Annotated in this window: 16 protein-coding genes and 1 tRNA gene; 11 read left to right on the top strand and 6 right to left on the bottom strand. The window is 59.8% G+C overall.

The annotated features are described in order from the left end of the window. Positions 1 to 1,155 (top strand): recombinase family protein (locus tag VHB22_RS04100; protein WP_325455682.1); only part of this gene is annotated, 1,155 nt, incomplete at its 5' end. Between the two features lie 207 nt (positions 1,156 to 1,362). Here the strand turns inward: VHB22_RS04100 and VHB22_RS04095 are convergent. After that, positions 1,363 to 1,436 (bottom strand) — tRNA-Gln (locus VHB22_RS04095). Positions 1,437 to 1,842: 406 nt separating this feature from the next. Between VHB22_RS04095 and VHB22_RS04090 the strand changes: the two genes are divergently transcribed. Then, a complete protein-coding gene (locus VHB22_RS04090) occupies positions 1,843 to 3,150 on the top strand; it encodes a Ppx/GppA phosphatase family protein (protein WP_325455681.1) in 1,308 nt (435 codons plus the stop codon). Then, positions 3,147 to 3,878: an RlmE family RNA methyltransferase gene (locus tag VHB22_RS04085; protein WP_414652698.1), complete on the top strand. Its 732-nt coding sequence runs from the start codon at positions 3,147 to 3,149 to the stop codon at positions 3,876 to 3,878. The genes VHB22_RS04090 and VHB22_RS04085 overlap by 4 nt, the downstream gene beginning before the upstream one ends. Here VHB22_RS04085 and VHB22_RS04080 read toward each other — a convergent pair. Further along, complete coding sequence (locus VHB22_RS04080; protein WP_325455680.1) at positions 3,866 to 4,384, bottom strand: hypothetical protein; 519 nt, start codon at positions 4,382 to 4,384, stop codon at positions 3,866 to 3,868. The genes VHB22_RS04085 and VHB22_RS04080 overlap by 13 nt on opposite strands. Positions 4,385 to 4,474: 90 nt before the next feature. On the opposite strand from VHB22_RS04080, the gene guaB reads away from it, so the two are divergent. The 4 genes from guaB to VHB22_RS04060 all read left to right on the top strand — a co-directional run bounded on the left by guaB (position 4,475) and on the right by VHB22_RS04060 (position 8,621). Beyond that, positions 4,475 to 5,986, top strand: coding sequence for an IMP dehydrogenase (gene guaB / locus VHB22_RS04075; RefSeq protein ID WP_325455679.1), 1,512 nt, complete (start codon positions 4,475 to 4,477; stop codon positions 5,984 to 5,986). Positions 5,987 to 6,022: 36 nt separating this feature from the next. Then, positions 6,023 to 6,445: an MAPEG family protein gene (locus VHB22_RS04070; protein ID WP_325455678.1), complete on the top strand. Its 423-nt coding sequence runs from the start codon at positions 6,023 to 6,025 to the stop codon at positions 6,443 to 6,445. A gap of 10 nt (positions 6,446 to 6,455) precedes the next feature. After that, positions 6,456 to 7,751 carry an RsmB/NOP family class I SAM-dependent RNA methyltransferase gene (locus tag VHB22_RS04065; RefSeq protein WP_325455677.1) on the top strand — a complete coding sequence of 432 codons (1,296 nt, stop codon included), beginning with the start codon at positions 6,456 to 6,458 and terminating at the stop codon, positions 7,749 to 7,751. Between the two features lie 282 nt (positions 7,752 to 8,033). Next, the gene (locus tag VHB22_RS04060) at positions 8,034 to 8,621 is read left to right on the top strand and encodes an SET domain-containing protein (protein ID WP_325455676.1); all 588 of its coding nucleotides are present in this window, start codon (positions 8,034 to 8,036) and stop codon (positions 8,619 to 8,621) included. Between the two features lie 6 nt (positions 8,622 to 8,627). Here VHB22_RS04060 and VHB22_RS04055 read toward each other — a convergent pair whose 3' ends face one another. Beyond that, complete coding sequence (locus tag VHB22_RS04055; protein ID WP_325455675.1) at positions 8,628 to 9,026, bottom strand: SET domain-containing protein; 399 nt, start codon at positions 9,024 to 9,026, stop codon at positions 8,628 to 8,630. Between VHB22_RS04055 and VHB22_RS04050 the strand changes: the two genes are divergently transcribed. The 4 genes from VHB22_RS04050 (at position 8,926) to VHB22_RS04035 (ending at position 13,113) form a co-directional block, all read left to right on the top strand. After that, complete coding sequence (locus VHB22_RS04050; RefSeq protein WP_325455674.1) at positions 8,926 to 9,420, top strand: TspO/MBR family protein; 495 nt, start codon at positions 8,926 to 8,928, stop codon at positions 9,418 to 9,420. The two genes, VHB22_RS04055 and VHB22_RS04050, sit on opposite strands and share 101 nt — an antisense overlap. Positions 9,421 to 9,459: 39 nt before the next feature. Then, positions 9,460 to 11,007, top strand: coding sequence for a glutamine-hydrolyzing GMP synthase (gene guaA / locus VHB22_RS04045; protein WP_325455673.1), 1,548 nt, complete (start codon positions 9,460 to 9,462; stop codon positions 11,005 to 11,007). Between the two features lie 145 nt (positions 11,008 to 11,152). Continuing rightward, complete coding sequence (locus tag VHB22_RS04040; protein WP_325455672.1) at positions 11,153 to 12,208, top strand: YeiH family protein; 1,056 nt, start codon at positions 11,153 to 11,155, stop codon at positions 12,206 to 12,208. Positions 12,209 to 12,228: 20 nt separating this feature from the next. Further along, positions 12,229 to 13,113, top strand: a complete 885-nt coding sequence (locus tag VHB22_RS04035) for a LysR substrate-binding domain-containing protein (RefSeq protein WP_325455671.1) — start codon at positions 12,229 to 12,231, stop codon at positions 13,111 to 13,113. 32 nt (positions 13,114 to 13,145) lie between these two features. On the opposite strand, the gene aat is transcribed toward VHB22_RS04035, so the two are convergent. From aat to accB, 3 genes are read right to left on the bottom strand one after another with little or no spacing between them, the layout of a single operon-like run. Then, complete coding sequence (gene aat, locus VHB22_RS04030; protein WP_325455670.1) at positions 13,146 to 13,817, bottom strand: leucyl/phenylalanyl-tRNA--protein transferase; 672 nt, start codon at positions 13,815 to 13,817, stop codon at positions 13,146 to 13,148. A 60-nt stretch (positions 13,818 to 13,877) separates the two neighbouring features. After that, positions 13,878 to 15,218, bottom strand: a complete 1,341-nt coding sequence (accC, locus tag VHB22_RS04025) for an acetyl-CoA carboxylase biotin carboxylase subunit (RefSeq protein WP_325455669.1) — start codon at positions 15,216 to 15,218, stop codon at positions 13,878 to 13,880. Positions 15,219 to 15,263: 45 nt separating this feature from the next. Further along, positions 15,264 to 15,758, bottom strand: coding sequence for an acetyl-CoA carboxylase biotin carboxyl carrier protein (gene accB / locus VHB22_RS04020; RefSeq protein ID WP_325455668.1), 495 nt, complete (start codon positions 15,756 to 15,758; stop codon positions 15,264 to 15,266). Between the last annotated feature and the right edge of the window lie 17 nt (positions 15,759 to 15,775).

Here is a 15,775-nt window from a genome sequence, read left to right as displayed (position 1 = left end):
GAGGCCGAGACGGTCCGCATGATCTTCCGGCGTTACGCGGACCTCGGGTCGGTCCGGCTGCTCGGGTACGAGCTTGACCGCCTTAGCATTGTTAGCAAGCGCCGCGCGGGTGCCGGTGGTGTCCTGGCGGGTGGGAACCGCTTCTCGCGAGGGGCACTCTATACCCTGCTGCAAAACCACCTCTATCGCGGTGAGATCGCACACCAAGACCGCATCTACCCCGGTCAGCATCAGGCGATCATCGACGCCGAACTCTGGCAGATTGTCCAGGAGAAGCTGGTCGAGAACCGGCAGGCAAGGACGCTCGGCATAACTACGGAAGAGCCGAGCCTGCTGGCTGGACTGATCGTGGATGCTCGCGGCCAGCGGATGACGCCGACGCATGCGGTCAAGCAGGGTCGCCGTTATCGGTACTATGTCTCGACATCGCTGATCACGGGCATCCGCTCGGATCATGCCAAAGGCTGGCGCATTCCCGCAGGCGACGTTGAGGCTTTGGTCCTTGACCGGCTTCGTGCGTTCTTTGCGTCCGAAACCGATGTTGGAGAGGCATTGTCAGGCTTCGATCTTGATGCCTCAACGCTTCGCTCGGCTCTCTCAGAGTCGATCCGATTTGCTGAAACCTGGACAGATCTCCCTCCGAACACAGTCCGAGAGCTGATGCGATCCGTCGTTCAGGTCGAGATCCAGGATGAGAAGATCGTCATGGCGCTGAAGCGAAACGAGATCGCATCTGTCTTGTTGGGCAATGCATTCAGTCTGTCACCGATGAGCGGATCCGATGCATTCGAGCTGTGCATCGAAGCCAAGCTTCGGCGCGCCGGCAAGGGCATCCGATTGGTGGTCGGGGGCGGGACTACCGAGAAACCCAACGGACAGATGGCGGCTTTAATGCGCGACGCGCATGCAACACGTGTTGCGCTTATGACGGGCCGTGATGCCACCCTGGACGCGATGGCGCAGCGCCTTGGTATCAAACGGGACTATCTATCGGTCCACATGCGCCTGACGTATCTCGCTCCTGATATCGTCCGGGCACTCCTATCCGGACGATATCCACCCGAGCTCGCACCCACGCATCTTGTCTCTCTTTGCAAAGACCTGCCACATGACTGGCAGCTCCAGCGCACAGTTCTCGGGTTCGAGACGCGATAGCGTGCCCGCCACCGCGCGGAACGATGCGAGTCTGACCGGCTGAAAAATGACGACAGAGATAAAACGGTCTTAGACTCCAGGAACGTCCTGCAGTGACGCGTCCGGTGGCAGTTTATAAAAGGTGCCTGTTGATAAGGCGCGGAATTTACAACGAAATACCGCTCGCTGGAATTATATAAAATGTAGTCGTCTCAATAAGTTAGTTGGTGGCTGGGGGACTAGGATTCGAACCTAGACAGGCAGAGTCAGAGTCTGCAGTCCTACCATTAGACGATCCCCCAATGCCGGGATCAGGCGAGGCAAGGGCTTCGCCGGAGGGCGGGTCATAGCAGCAGCTTTCTTACTCCGCAAGGCAGCCATGGCATTTCCCTGCCATGTCCCATGCCCAAGATCATAGACTCTCCGGCGACCGGTCCGCTCACACATATATCAAACAGCCGAAGAAACCCTGCGGACCTTGGGCAACCTAAAACGAACCGCAGCGCGGATTGACGACAGAGAGCACTTTCTGCGAGTCGTTTCGCCGGTTGTGCATGGCCGCAGCCATTGAATCCTAAACGTTTATCGGCTGGCTTTACCTCGATCCACGACCTGCTACACTTGGCTCAACCGAGGTCCAGATCATCGGCCTGAAGAATGCGGCTCGTTGCGGCACGCCGTCGTCATACCAGGTCCTGGAGAACAAACGTGAAGCCTGTCAACGCAGGCCCCGGCGCGCCGATTGAAGGCGAGCGGCGGCCGAAATCCGACGAGGAAGGCCTCGCGTCCCTGGCTGAGCGGGGCGAAGCGCCAGCCAACGGGCATAAGCATTATTTCGAAGGACATGGTGACTTCGACAGTAAGGCTTCGCTTGCCGCAAATTTGGCGTCTGCTGCGAACGTGCCCTCATTTGGTGTGCGTCCGTCTGGACGCAGTGCGCCGCGAGGCCTCGATTCCATCAGCGATCCAATCTATGGGGCGTTGGATTTAGGGACGAACAATTGCCGCCTCTTGCTCGCGCGCCCGTCGCGACGCGGCTTTCGGGTCGTCGATGCCTTCTCGCGCATCATTCGTCTCGGCGAAGGTATTGGCCAATCCGGCAGGCTCTCCGAGCAGGCTATGGATCGGACCCTGGAGGCGCTCAAGGTCTGTGCCGGAAAGCTGCAGCGTCATCGCGTGGCCAGGGCTCGTATGGTCGCGACGCAGGCTTGCCGCGTCGCCGAGAACGGGCAGTCGTTTGTGGCAAAAGTCAGAGACAGCTTTGGCCTTGACCTCGAAATCTTGACGCCCGAGATCGAGGCTCGGCTCGCCGTTGCGGGCTGCGCAACGCTTGTCGATCCCGAAGCGGAATTCGTGCTCGTATTCGACATTGGCGGCGGATCGTCGGAAATCATCTGGCTCGACATGACGCGTCTCGGCTCGCGCCGAGATGTGCTGACCGGGCGTACGGACGTCAATGATGCGATCGTCGCTTGGGAATCGCTTCCCGTTGGCGTCGTGACACTCGCTGAACGGTTCGATGGACGCACGGTCACGCCGGAAAGTTTTGCGGCGATGTCTGACGCCGTGGCAAAGCTTCTCGCTCCCTTCGAGGCGAAACACCGGTTTTGCGAGCGCCTTGCTGGACGGCGCGTCCATCTTCTCGGAACATCTGGCACAGTGACGACGATCGCAGGCGTGTTACTCGGTCTTGAGCGCTATGACCGAAAGCGCGTCGATGGCATTTGGTTGAACGTCGCCGAGATCGACGAGGTTACAGCCCGCCTGCTCGGACTAAGCTATGAAGGTCGCGTCCTTGAGCCATGCATTGGTCGTGAACGCGCCGATCTTGTACTCGCAGGATGCGCCATCCTGGATGCGATTTTGAAACTCTGGCCAGCCGAGCGGTTGCGCGTCGCCGACCGCGGGCTTCGCGAAGGCATTCTGATGCGGCTGATGATGGAAGACGGCGTCTGGCGGACAGGTCGCCGGAGGCGCGGACGATCGCGGCGTCCCAGCAATGGATATGCGCCGTGAAGAGCAGCAAAGGCGCCGGCGGGAAGGGTGGCCGGCAAAGTCTGAGTGGCGGCCAGCGCCAACTCCATACGAAAGTAAAGACCGCGGGCAAGCGATCGGTTTCATCTGCGCGATGGCTCGAAAGGCAGTTGAATGATCCATATGTGGCGGCCTCCAAACGAGAAGGTTTACGATCGCGCGCGGCCTTCAAGCTGCGCGAGATCGATGCGCGCTACAACTTCTTGAAACCTGGACAGCGCGTCATTGATCTTGGCGCAGCGCCAGGCGGTTGGTCTCAGGTTGCTGCCGACCGGGTCAAGGCAGATGGCGGTAAGGGCCAGGTCGTTGCCATCGATTACCTTAGCTTTGAACCCATACCCGGCGTCGAGATCATCGAATTGGATTTTACCGATCCGTCGGCCGAGGACGTCCTCAAATCCCATTTGCGCGGAGGCCGTGCCGACGTCGTTTTGTCGGACATGGCGGCCCCGACAGTGGGACACGCAAAGACCGATCACCTGCGGATCATGGGGCTCGCAGAAGCCGCAGCCGCATTCGCTGCCGACGTGCTGGAGCCGGGAGGCGTTTTCCTGTGCAAGGTTTTTCAAGGTGGCACAGAGCGAGATCTGCTCGACGCACTGAAGCGCGACTTCAAGGTCGTGCGGCATGTGAAGCCACCGGCGAGCCGGGCAGAAAGCTCGGAGCTCTATGTTCTGGCGACCGGATTTCGCGGCGGTCAGGGGGCTTGAGCGACGCGGGCAGCCGCGATGTGTCCTTGATTGCGGCTATTCCGTTCGGTCACGGCCGCCGCGCGCGTCGTAGCCATCGTGCAGGCCCTCGCGTGACCTTGCGTCTGTTCAATCGTGTCAAACGCTCCGGACATCGCAAGTAGGTCGTCGCGTTGCAGTACCGGTGTACCTGTGGTCAGGATCAACCGTGAATCGCAATGCGCCTCGGCCCATGCAAGAGCCGCGACAGGGTGGAGGTGGTCCTTCTGCCAGGGCTCAGCCGAGAAATGGGGTTCGATCTTCGCCAGGGACGCGCAGAGAATGAGAAGTCCGGCGGCAGCTACGCCAAATCCAACCGTCACCTTAGCATCAACCATACCGAACCTGAGGCAAATCCTATGGGGGTTCGCACCCCGTACGCTGAACGTCTCAGGCTTCGACGACAGGCGTGTGACGGCCCGCATCGGTGCAGGTGCGACAGATTTTGTGACAGCATAACCATTTGACGCGGATCGAAGCGCTTCCATGCGCTGGGCCTTGGTGCTATAGACCCCGCGACAATGTTCCGCCCTAGGGGGCCCGAACGTGTCGCCCCCCAAAAATCTGGAGAAATCCGCATGACTTCGAGCCTTTCGCTCGATTCGGGGGTCGCGCTTACCTTTGACGACGTGCTGCTGGTTCCCGGTCCCTCCGACGTGATGCCGGGACAGGCCGACGTCTCGACCCAACTGACGAAATCGGTGCGGCTCAGCATCCCGCTGTTGTCCTCGGCGATGGATACCGTGACGGAAGCGCGGCTCGCGATCGCGATGGCGCAGGAGGGCGGCATTGGCGTTCTGCATCGCAATCTGACCATCGAGGAACAGGCGCGGCACGTCGCGCAGGTCAAACGCTATGAAAGCGGTATCGTTTTAAATCCCGTCACGATATCGCCGCGCAAGACCTTGGGTGATGCGCTCAAGCTGATGGCCGATAAAGGCATCACCGGCCTCCCGGTCGTGGAAAGCACGAGTGAAGCCGCAGACGGCAGCGCCGGGAAAGGGCGGCTCGTCGGAATTCTGACCAACCGCGACGTCCGGTTCGCAACACACGTCGATCAGCCCGTTTCCGAGCTGATGACGAAAAAGAATCTCGTAACGGTGAAGCGCAGCGTCTCTCAGGATGAAGCTAAGCGGCTGCTGCATCAGAACCGCATCGAAAAACTCATCGTCGTTGACGAGCATAACAATTGCATCGGGCTCATCACGGTCAAGGACATTGAGAAAGCCGCGAAACATCCGAACGCCTCGAAGGATGCGCAGGGCCGCTTGCGTGTTGCGGCTGCGACAACCGTCGGCGAAGATGGGTTCGAACGCACCGAACGCCTGATCGATGCTGGCTGCGATGTGATCGTGGTCGACACAGCACACGGACATTCGGCCAAGGTGATCGAAGCCGTCGCGCGTATCAAACGGCAGTCAAACAGCGCGCAGGTCATCGCCGGAAACGTCGCGACGGCAGATGCTACGAAAGCGCTGATCGATGCGGGAGCCGATGCGGTCAAGGTCGGCATCGGCCCGGGCTCCATCTGCACGACGCGGATCGTTGCCGGGGTCGGCGTTCCGCAGCTGACGGCCGTGATGGAGTGCGCAAAGGAAGCCGCGCGCGTCGGCGTCCCCGTCATTGCGGACGGCGGTATCCGCTTTTCGGGCGACATCGCTAAGGCGATTGCGGCGGGCGCATCGTGCGTGATGATCGGTTCTCTCCTTGCGGGGACGGACGAAGCGCCGGGTGAGACCTATCTCTATCAGGGGCGGACCTACAAGTCGTATCGCGGCATGGGCTCGGTCGGTGCAATGGCGCGGGGATCGGCCGATCGCTACTTCCAGGCGGAGGTTCGAGATACTTTGAAGCTCGTGCCCGAAGGTATCGAGGGACAGGTTCCTTATAAGGGGCCGATGGATTCTGTCGTGCACCAGCTCGTGGGTGGTTTGCGGGCCGGGATGGGATATCTCGGCGCCAAAACCATCCCGGAATTCCAGAAGCGGGCGAAGTTCGTACGCATCTCTCCGGCGGGCATCCGCGAAAGTCACGCTCATGGCGTACTGATTACGCGAGAAAGTCCTAACTATCCTGGGTCCGGGATATAGGTTACGCGCGAGGGCGCTCTCAATGCGGAGGCATCAATGACTGTCGCTGACTTCCTGTTGCCGGTATTCGTCCTTGTCTTTCTGACGTTCCTTCTACTTTTGAGGACAGCTGTCGGACGTGTCTCAAACCTTCGCAGCGGTGAGGTCAAAACTGATGATATCGCGCTTGGCCAGCCCGGATGGCCGCAAAAGACGACTCAGTATGGAAACGCCTTCAAAAACCAATTGGAGCTGCCAGTCCTCTTCTACGTTCTGATCGCCTTCATTCTGATAACCAGGGTGGGGGATCTTCTATTGCTTGTGCTCGCCTGGGTCTTCGTCGCCTTTCGTATTGTCCATGCCTACGTGCATACGACGAGCAATATCGTCATGCTGCGCGGCCGCATGTACGGAGGAAGTCTCGTAGTGTTGCTGGCGATGTGGATCATTTTCGCGATCAAAATTCTGGCTGGTGTTTGATGGACATCACATGAGACCTGGAGCCCGGATCGCCGCGGCGATCGAGGTTCTGGAGGCGATCCTCAATCGTTACCAGCCCGTCGCCATCGCATTGACAGACTGGGGTAAGGCCCATCGCTTCGCGGGATCAGGCGATCGTAACGCCATCGGCGGTCTCGTTTACGATGCGCTTCGCCGTCGTGCGTCGCTGGCGTGGGCGATGAGCGACGACTCCCCGCGCGCTATGGCGATCGGTGCGGCGTCCTCTGCACTTGGAATTTCCCCGAACGCCGTGGTCGAAGCGTGTAACGGCGCAGACCACGCGCCGTCGCCGTTGACGGACGTCGAGCGCGCCGGCCTCGCGCGAGATATGAGCGCGGCGCCCGACGCTATCCGCGCGGACATCCCCGAATGGCTTTGGCCGTCTTTCTCGGCGCAGTTTGGCGCAAATGCCGTCGCGGAAGGTGAGGCGATGGCCCGGCGGGCTCCGGCCGATCTCCGCGTCAACACGCTGAAGTCGACACAGGAAAAAGTTTTGAAAGCACTGGCGCCGTTTGGCGCCGAGGCATGTCTGGTTTCTCCAATTGGGATCCGCGTACCGGCACCGGCTGGCGCCCAGCGGACGCCCAACCTTCAGGCAGAAGCGGCATTTCAGGCAGGCTGGTTCGAAATTCAGGACGAAGGTTCGCAAATCGCGGCTCTACTGTCAGGGGCAGGCCCCCGGAAGCAGATTCTGGACCTTTGCGCAGGGGCGGGCGGCAAGACGCTCGCTCTGGCAGCCTTGATGCAGAACACCGGCCAGCTTTACGCATACGATGCGGACCGTTTTCAGCTGAAACCGATTTTCGAGCGGATTAAACGGGCCGGAGTCCGCAACGTACAGGTTCTGCGGGCAGGCGACGAAGCCGCTCTCGAAGTGCTGGGTCCACGGTTCGACGTCGTTTTGGCGGACGCACCGTGTACCGGCACCGGTACGTGGCGACGTCGGCCCGACGCGAAGTGGCGTTTGAAGCCAGAGGCGCTTTCGGCCCGCCAGGCCGAGCAGCGGTCGGTTCTCGCCCGGGCGGCATCGCTGGTGAAGCCCGGCGGGCAACTCGTCTACGTCACGTGCTCGATCCTGCCGGAGGAGAACGTCGAGCAGGTCGCAGCCTTTCAAAAGTCCAACGAGGAATTTCGAGCCGTACCGACCGGCGCCGCATGGGCCGCGTCCGGATTACGGGGCGATCCGCCAGCCTCGGCCGACGGCCGTTCAGACTCGCTCCTCCTCACGCCCGGCCATCATGGAACGGACGGGTTCTTCATCGCTGTCCTGGCCCGGGCTTCGTAGCCGCGATTCTGTGGATTGAGGTTTTACTGCATCTCTGATGCGTTCCACCCCCGATAGCGCCGTTTGCCCAATTCTTTTCTGCCATTTCGTATTTGCGGAAATAAAATGTGAGCGGCGGCGCAACACGCAATTGCCTATTTTTCGCCGTTGACATCGCACACGGCGAAATTATGTGATGCGACGTTTGCCGCCAGGCTGTCGGCAAACCGAGGGACAAATGCCATGCTTCGCTTAATGCGTTTGTGGCGCACCCCGCTCGTTGCGGCCAATTGAGGTCAATGAATGAGCGGTAGGGCACACTCCTTCCTCTCTCCGAAATGCGACGTCCATCCAATACCGAACCGCGGCGGCCATATGGTCGTTGCGCGGGAGGCGATTGCGAAAGGGGAACTGATCGTCGTTTGGAGCGGCACGCTTGTCACAGGCGAAGAGCTGAACGGCATGCCGCCGACGGTTAGGCGCTATTCGTTGCAGGTCGAGGAAAATCAATATTTGGTCTCGCTATCCGATTGCGAGCCGCCGGATTACGTCAACCATAGCTGCGATCCAAACGCCGGACTTTCGGGACAGATCGCGCTGGTCGCCATGCGGGACATTCGTCCGGCCGAGGAGATTACGTACGACTACGCAATGAGCGACGGTTCGCCCTACGACGAATTTACGTGCTCGTGCGGCTCGCCGCACTGTCGCGGCCAAGTCTCGGGCGACGATTGGCGGCGTTCCGAGCTATGGCAGCGCTACGCGGGGTATTTTTCGCCTTATCTTCAACGGCGGATTATGGGAGCCCAGGTTCTCAGGGCGCTTGCCGTGAAGAGACGCAGGATAAGCCGAAAGCAAGCAGCAGGCGTCGCCCTAAATCCGGGGCAATGAGTTCCGTCAGCGCGCGCCGCCGAGCTTGATGCCGACATCCGCATCGAAGGTGCGATAATCGCAAGTCAGCTCTTCTCCGGCGGCGATCTTACGCGTCGCGATATCGTAGCCGTCGATGGCGCCCGGTTCGTGGACGCCCGCGGTGTTGGGGTCGTTGGCATGGTTCATGAAGCGCGCGTTGTCGGCGCAAAGCACGTACATCCCGCTCGCCCCATCAAGGTAGGTATGATCGAGAATGTTGGATCGAGCAGGCTCCGGCAGCATTTCAATATCACCCTGAGTCAGCAGCTGATCGTAGGCGGACATGAATCGCCACGTGACAGTCCCTTTTTCGATATCCTCAGCGGCAAAGAGTCCGGTCCCGGCGATCTTACTCGGCCCGATCCGCGTCTTGACCATCAACATGAATTGCGTTGCCTTCGATCGGTTGGTTCGTGGGACCTTTTTAATCGACGATGAGACAGAGAGTCAGCAACTGAAAAACCCCAGAACGTTTCTGCTCTTCGCTGTCTTGGTCGCCGTCGCGGCTTCCTCGGGCGCCTATTTCATGCCCGGCGATTGGTACGCCAGCTCAAATAAGCCGATATGGACACCGCCGAACTGGAATTTTCCAATTGCCTGGACGGGTCTTTACATCATGATAGCCGTTGCCGGCTGGTTGGCTTGGAAAGCCTGCGGCGTGCGCCCCGCCGTCACCGTCTGGGCTGTCGGTTTGATCGCGAGTAACTTGCGGTGCGGCAGGTTGGCCCGCTGTCATGGTACACATGCACTGAGCCGGACGTTGCGGTGTTTGCAATGATCGCGTAGGGGAAAGCTCCGAAACAGCGAGCCTTCCGAATTGACCGATACAGTCCTCATCATCGATTTTGGCAGCCAAGTCACGCAGCTTATTGCGCGGCGCGTCCGCGAGTGCGGCGTCTACTCGGAAATTCATCCCTATCAGAATGCCGCCGAAGCTTTCGCCAAGCTGAAGCCGAAAGCCGTCATTCTATCCGGCGGCCCCGCGTCGGTGACGGAGGAGGATTCGCCGCGGGCTCCGACCGATGTTTTTTCATCCGGTATTCCCGTGCTCGGCATCTGCTACGGTCAGCAGACGATGGCCGAGCAACTCGGGGGCAAGGTGGAAGCCGGGCATCACCGCGAGTTCGGCCGGGCGTTTCTCTCCATCGATAAGCCAAGCCCGCTGTTTGACGGTTTCTGGGATCCGGGCACGCGTCATCAGGTCTGGATGAGTCACGGCGATCGCGTGACACGGCTGCCGGACGGTTTTCAAGTTATAGCGACGAGCGAGAATGCGCCTTTCGCTGCCGTCGCGGACGAAGCACGTCGTTTCTACGCCGTGCAATTTCATCCTGAGGTCGTGCATACGCCTGACGGCGCCAAGCTGATCTCGAATTTCGTTCACAAGATCGCCGGACTGAAGTCTGACTGGACCATGGCGGCCTACCGCCGCGTCATGATCGAGAAGATCCGGGCGCAAGTCGGCAAGAGCCGGGTGATCTGCGGCCTCTCGGGCGGTGTCGACAGTGCGGTTGCCGCTGTTCTCATTCACGAGGCCGTGGGGGATCAGCTCGCGTGCGTATTTGTCGATCACGGCCTGATGCGGCTCGGCGAGGCGGACGAGGTCGTGCGGCTCTTTCGCGACCACTACAATATTCCGCTCGCGCACGTGGACGCTTCGGAACAGTTCCTGAAAGCCCTCGCTGGCATCTCCGATCCGGAAACGAAGCGTAAAACGATCGGCAAGCACTTCATTGATGTCTTCGAAGCCGAGGCGAAAAAGATCGGCGGCGCCGATTTTCTCGCGCAGGGAACGCTCTATCCCGACGTCATCGAGAGCGTGTCGTTTACCGGCGGCCCATCGGTCACTATCAAGTCGCATCACAATGTCGGCGGGCTGCCTGAGCGAATGCATATGAAGCTCGTCGAGCCGTTGCGCGAACTTTTCAAAGACGAAGTTCGTGCTCTGGGGCGCGAGCTCGGATTGCCAGAAGCGTTTGTCGGACGGCATCCGTTCCCCGGACCGGGGCTGGCCATTCGCATTCCCGGCGACATTACGAAAGAAAAGCTCGATATCCTGCGACAGGCGGATGCGATCTATCTCGACGAGATCCGCAAGGCCGGACTTTACGACGCGATCTGGCAGGCGTTCGCGGTGCTGCTCCCGGTGCGCACGGTCGGCGTCATGGGCGACGGACGTACGTACGACCATGTTTTGGGATTGCGTGCCGTCACGTCCGTAGACGGCATGACGGCCGATTTCTTCCACTTCGACATGGCATTTCTCGGTCGCGTCGCAACGCGGATCATCAACGAGGTTCGCGGCGTCAATCGCGTCGTCTACGACGTGACGTCCAAGCCGCCCGGAACGATCGAGTGGGAGTAGGCGTGTATATTTCTCGCCGGGTATCTGACGCCTGCGCCGTCGGATGATTGTTCGAATATATCGAACGAATTGAAATAAATAATAAATTGGATCGATTGGAAGAAATCGTCCATGTCAGGTCGCGACCTAAGGAAGGATAGCGACTATGACCCAATCGTCAGCACAGATTGAAATTTTTAATGATGCCGCATGTGCTGCGGTTAGCAAGCGCTCCGCAAATACGATCTGGCCAGGGCTTTTGCTTACTGGGACGATCGCAGCTCTATCCTTCGGGCTGCGTCTGCTTCCAGGAGTAGCGATCTTCAGTCCGATGATTTTAGCGATTGTGCTCGGCATCGCGCTTCATAACACGGTCGGCACGCCCGGCATCGCAAAGGCTGGCGTTACATTTAGCCTCCGGCGCGTGTTGCGGTTCGCGATCATTCTGCTCGGCCTGCAGCTCACGGTAGAACAGGTCATCGAAGTCGGGACCGGCGGTGTGGCGGTCATTGCGGCAACGCTTGTCGCGACTTTCCTGTTCACGATCTGGCTCGGACGATTGATCGGCGTCGATCGAAAACTCGCGGAACTGATCGCAGCGGGCACCTCCATTTGCGGAGCGTCGGCCGTGATCGCAACGAACACCGTGACTGAGGCACACGATGAAGACGTCGCTTATGCGGTCGCATGCGTGACGGTTTTCGGATCGATTGCGATGTTCATCTATCCGCTATTGCCCGGAGTGTTGCACCTCGGCGCGCACGCTTACGGATTGTGGGCCGGCGCTTCGATCCATGAAATCGCACAGGTGATGGCGGCGGCGTACCAGGATGGGCAGCAAGCTGGGGACGCCGCGGCCATCGCCAAGCTCACGCGAGTCGCGATGCTGGCGCCGGTCGTCATCGTTCTCGGTCTCCTGGCGACTCGGCGCGCAGGATTGGGCGATAGAAGCCGTTCCGCGGCCAAGGCTCCGATGCCGTGGTTTGTGCTCGGATTTATTGCGCTCGTCGGAATCAACAGTGCTGTCACCATACCTCCGCACGCGAAAGGGGTGATCGTGCAGATCACGACCTTCCTGCTGTCGATGGCGCTCGCCGCGATGGGGCTTGAAACGGACGTCGCCAAGCTCAAGGCAAAAGGCATTCAACCCTTGATTTTAGGCTTCGCTGCCTTTCTGTTTGTCGCGATGTTCAGCCTCGGTCTCGTCGAGGCGATAGCCTGAGTGCGATCAAGAGAAAAGACATGACGCTAGAGCAGCTTCGCATTTTCGTGGCCGTCGCAGAGCGCGAGCACGTCACGCAGGCTGCGAAGGACCTCAATCTCACGCAATCCGGGACGAGCGCTGCCGTCTCCGCGCTTGAAACGCGCTATGCGATCAAGCTGTTCGACCGCGTCGGGCGCCGCATCATGTTAACCCAGGCGGGACGACTTTTTCTCGCCGAGGCGAAGTCGGTGCTGGCTCGCGCGGCCGGAGCAGAAAAGGTCCTTGCCGATCTTGCCGGCCTAGAGCGGGGATCTCTGGCGATCGGTGCCAGCCAGACGGCCGGGAATTATTGGCTGCCGTCGATCATTCATGCCTATCAAGCGCGCTTTTCCGGCATTTCCGTTGCGTTGAAAATTGGAAACACCCAATCCGTAGCTTCCGACGTTGCGGCGGGGACAGCGGATCTCGGTTTCATCGAAGGCGATATCGACGACCCAGCACTATCGGTAACGCCCGTCGCGGACGATGAGATGGTGCTCGTCGTTGCGGCAGGACACCCTCTCGCGAAAGGACCAGCGCGAGGGATTTCTCGATTGGCGGATGCCCGTTGGGTCGTGCGCGAGGAGGGGTCTGGAACGCGCGCCATTCTTGAAACGGCTGTCGCGAAACTCGGCGTCGATAGGCGGAAACTCAACATCGCACTTGAGCTTCCCTCGAATGAGGCCATCCGTGGTGCGGTCGAAGCGGGAAGCGGGGTGACGATCATTTCGAAGCTTGTGGTCGCATCTTCGCTTAAAGCCAAGACGCTCGTCGCGATCGATGTTCAGCTTCCGAAGCGGCGATTCTTCGCGCTGCGCCACAAAGAACGGTACTTTACCCGCGCCGAGCGCGAGTTCATCGCCATCGCATCCGGCAAGACGTGATGGGCCTGGGGCGGATTTTACGTAGCGTCCACTCAGTGAGCCGGAGCGATGATCGCGGCAACTTCGTCGCCTGTCGCTTCGCGTGGTAAGTCAAAGAAGTCCGCATTTTTGTCGAGCGCCTTCTCAAGCTTTGCCTGGAAGGCGGAGCGGTCCAACTCGACCGTGCCAAACTGGCGCAAATGCTCTGTCACGAATTGCGTATCGAGAAGCGTAAAGCCGCCGCGGATGAGCCGCGCGGTGAGGTGTACGAGGGCAATCTTGGATGCGTCGCGTTCGGTCGAGAACATGCTTTCACCGAAAAAGGCACTTTTCAGCGCTACGCCATAAAGGCCGCCAACGATGTGATCTCCATCCCAGACTTCGACCGTATGACATGCCCCAAGATCGAACAACTCGCGATAAAGTGAGCGGATGCGGGCATTGATCCATGTCGACATGCGCCCCGCGCGCGGGGCGGCACAGCCGTCGATGACGCGATCGTAATCGTTGTCGATTTTGACTTTCCAAGGTGTCGTACGGACAGTGCGAAGAAGACGGCGAGGAACGTGAAAATCTTCGAGGGGCAGCACGCCCCGCTGCTGCGGCTCGATCCAGTAGAGCGCCGGATCGTCGGCGCTTTCGGCCATGGGAAAAATGCCGCAACTATAGGCCTTCAGGAGGACCTGCGGCGTAATCTCGAACATCGGATCGTCGCGCGACGCCATACCGGTACTCGCCAAGCGAACTTTCAGACGCGCGCGAAACATGTCGCGCAGTGGCAAAGGTTACTTCATCCCGAGATGTTTTTCGAGCCAATGAATATCATAGACTCCATCGGCGATGTCGGGGTCTTTAACAAGATCTTGAAACAGCGGGATTGTGGTTTCAATGCCGTCAATGACGAACTCTGACAAGGCGCGGCGTAAGCGCATCAGGCAGTCATTACGCGACTTGCCGTAAACGATGAGCTTGCCGATCAAACTGTCGTAATAGGGCGGGATGCGATAGCCCTGATAGACGCCGCTGTCGACGCGCACGCCGAGGCCCCCCGGCGGGTGCCAGTAGGTGATCTGTCCGGGGGACGGGCGAAAATCTTTCGGGTTCTCAGCGCAGATGCGGCACTCGATGGCGTGGCCCTTAAGCTCGACATCTTCTTGCGTGAAACTCAAGGGAAGTCCTGCTGCGACCCGGATCTGCTCCAAAACGAGATCCGCCCCGGTAACCATCTCCGTCACCGGATGCTCGACCTGCAGTCGCGTGTTCATCTCAATGAAATAGAATTCGCCATCTTCGAACAGAAATTCGACCGTTCCGGCGCCGCGATATTTCAGCTTGCGCATCGCATCGGCAACCGTTTTGCCGATACTCTGCCGTTGCGCTGCGTTGAGGGCGGGAGAAGGGCTCTCCTCAAGCACCTTCTGGTGACGCCGCTGCAGGGAGCAGTCGCGCTCACCGAGATGGACGGCGTTGCCCTTGCCGTCGCCAAAAACTTGAATTTCGATGTGGCGCGGCTTCCGAAGATATTTCTCGATATAGACCGCGTCGTCGTTGAACGCCGCCTTTGCTTCTGCGCGCGCCGTTGCAAGCGCCGTCCCGAGTTCTGCCGCCGATGCCGCGACCTTCATGCCACGTCCGCCGCCGCCGGCTGCGGCTTTGATGAGAACCGGGAAGCCCATGTCCTTGGCGATCTTCATCGCCTCGGTCTCGCTGGTGACGGCGCCCGCTGAACCGGGCACGACGGGAATGCCAAGCCGTTTTGCCGTTTCCTTCGCCTCGATCTTGTCGCCCATGATTCGGATGTGTTCGGACGTCGGACCGATGAACGTGATCTTATGCTCTTCGAGAATTTCGGCGAAGCGCGCGTTCTCTGAAAGAAAGCCGTAGCCGGGATGGACCGCATCGGCGCCGGTGATTTCACAGGCCGTCACGAGCGCCGGGATATTGAGATAGCTCTCACGCGCAGGCGGCGGTCCGATGCAGACGCTTTCATCGGCGAGGCGAACGTGCATGGCGTCGGCGTCGGCGGTCGAATGAACCGCGACGGTCGCGATGCCGAGTTCTCGGCAAGCGCGCTGAACGCGTAAGGCGATTTCCCCCCGGTTTGCGATCAAGATTTTGTCGAACATCTGTACTCCAGCGTCCTCGCCGGCATGGCGTCGGCCGGCCGCGCTTTATTCAATGATGATCAGCGGCTCGCCAAACTCGACCGGTTGCGCATTCTCGATGAGAATGGCTTTCACTGTTCCAGCGCGCGGAGCCGGAATCTGGTTCATCGTTTTCATGGCTTCGATAATCAGCAGCGTGTCGCCTTGGTTCACCTTGCTTCCGACCTCACAGAAAGTGGGCGCGCCGGGCTCCGGAGAGCGGTAGGCCGTCCCGACCATCGGCGACTTCACGGCGCCAGGATGCTTCGACAGATCGCCCGCGAGAGGCGATTGCTTGGCGTCGGATGATGCTGGCGCGGGCGATGCAGATGCGGCGGCGGGCATCGCGTACGCCTGAGGTGGTGTAGCGACGATTGAGACCTTCTTCTTTACCCGGATCTTGAGACCGCTCTTTTCGATTTCGATCTCGGTGAGGCCGGTCTCGTTAAGAAGGTCGGCAAGCTCGCGGATCATTTGACCCTCGCTGCTTCCGGTCTTTGGCCCCTGATCTTTTGCGGTCATTAGTCCTCTGTCCTCGA

It is taken from the genome of Hyphomicrobium sp. (genome assembly GCF_035548195.1).
GTDB lineage: Bacteria > Pseudomonadota > Alphaproteobacteria > Rhizobiales > Hyphomicrobiaceae > Hyphomicrobium_B.
The sequence above is the reverse complement of the archived record's forward strand: the minus strand, read 5'-3'. Positions and strand labels throughout refer to the sequence as shown.

Coding starts and splice junctions, on each gene's coding strand:
- VHB22_RS04050 (WP_325455674.1), top strand. CDS start 8,926: ATGAATCGCCACGTGACAGTCCCTTTTTCGATATCCTCAGCGGCAAAG.
- VHB22_RS04035 (WP_325455671.1), top strand. CDS start 12,229: ATGACGCTAGAGCAGCTTCGCATTTTCGTGGCCGTCGCAGAGCGCGAG.
- VHB22_RS04070 (WP_325455678.1), top strand. CDS start 6,023: ATGACTGTCGCTGACTTCCTGTTGCCGGTATTCGTCCTTGTCTTTCTG.
- accC (WP_325455669.1), bottom strand. CDS start 15,218: ATGTTCGACAAAATCTTGATCGCAAACCGGGGGGAAATCGCCTTACGC.
- guaB (WP_325455679.1), top strand. CDS start 4,475: ATGACTTCGAGCCTTTCGCTCGATTCGGGGGTCGCGCTTACCTTTGAC.
- accB (WP_325455668.1), bottom strand. CDS start 15,758: ATGACCGCAAAAGATCAGGGGCCAAAGACCGGAAGCAGCGAGGGTCAA.
- aat (WP_325455670.1), bottom strand. CDS start 13,817: ATGGCGTCGCGCGACGATCCGATGTTCGAGATTACGCCGCAGGTCCTC.
- VHB22_RS04065 (WP_325455677.1), top strand. CDS start 6,456: ATGAGACCTGGAGCCCGGATCGCCGCGGCGATCGAGGTTCTGGAGGCG.
- VHB22_RS04060 (WP_325455676.1), top strand. CDS start 8,034: ATGAGCGGTAGGGCACACTCCTTCCTCTCTCCGAAATGCGACGTCCAT.
- VHB22_RS04080 (WP_325455680.1), bottom strand. CDS start 4,384: ATGGAAGCGCTTCGATCCGCGTCAAATGGTTATGCTGTCACAAAATCT.
- VHB22_RS04040 (WP_325455672.1), top strand. CDS start 11,153: ATGACCCAATCGTCAGCACAGATTGAAATTTTTAATGATGCCGCATGT.
- VHB22_RS04055 (WP_325455675.1), bottom strand. CDS start 9,026: ATGTTGATGGTCAAGACGCGGATCGGGCCGAGTAAGATCGCCGGGACC.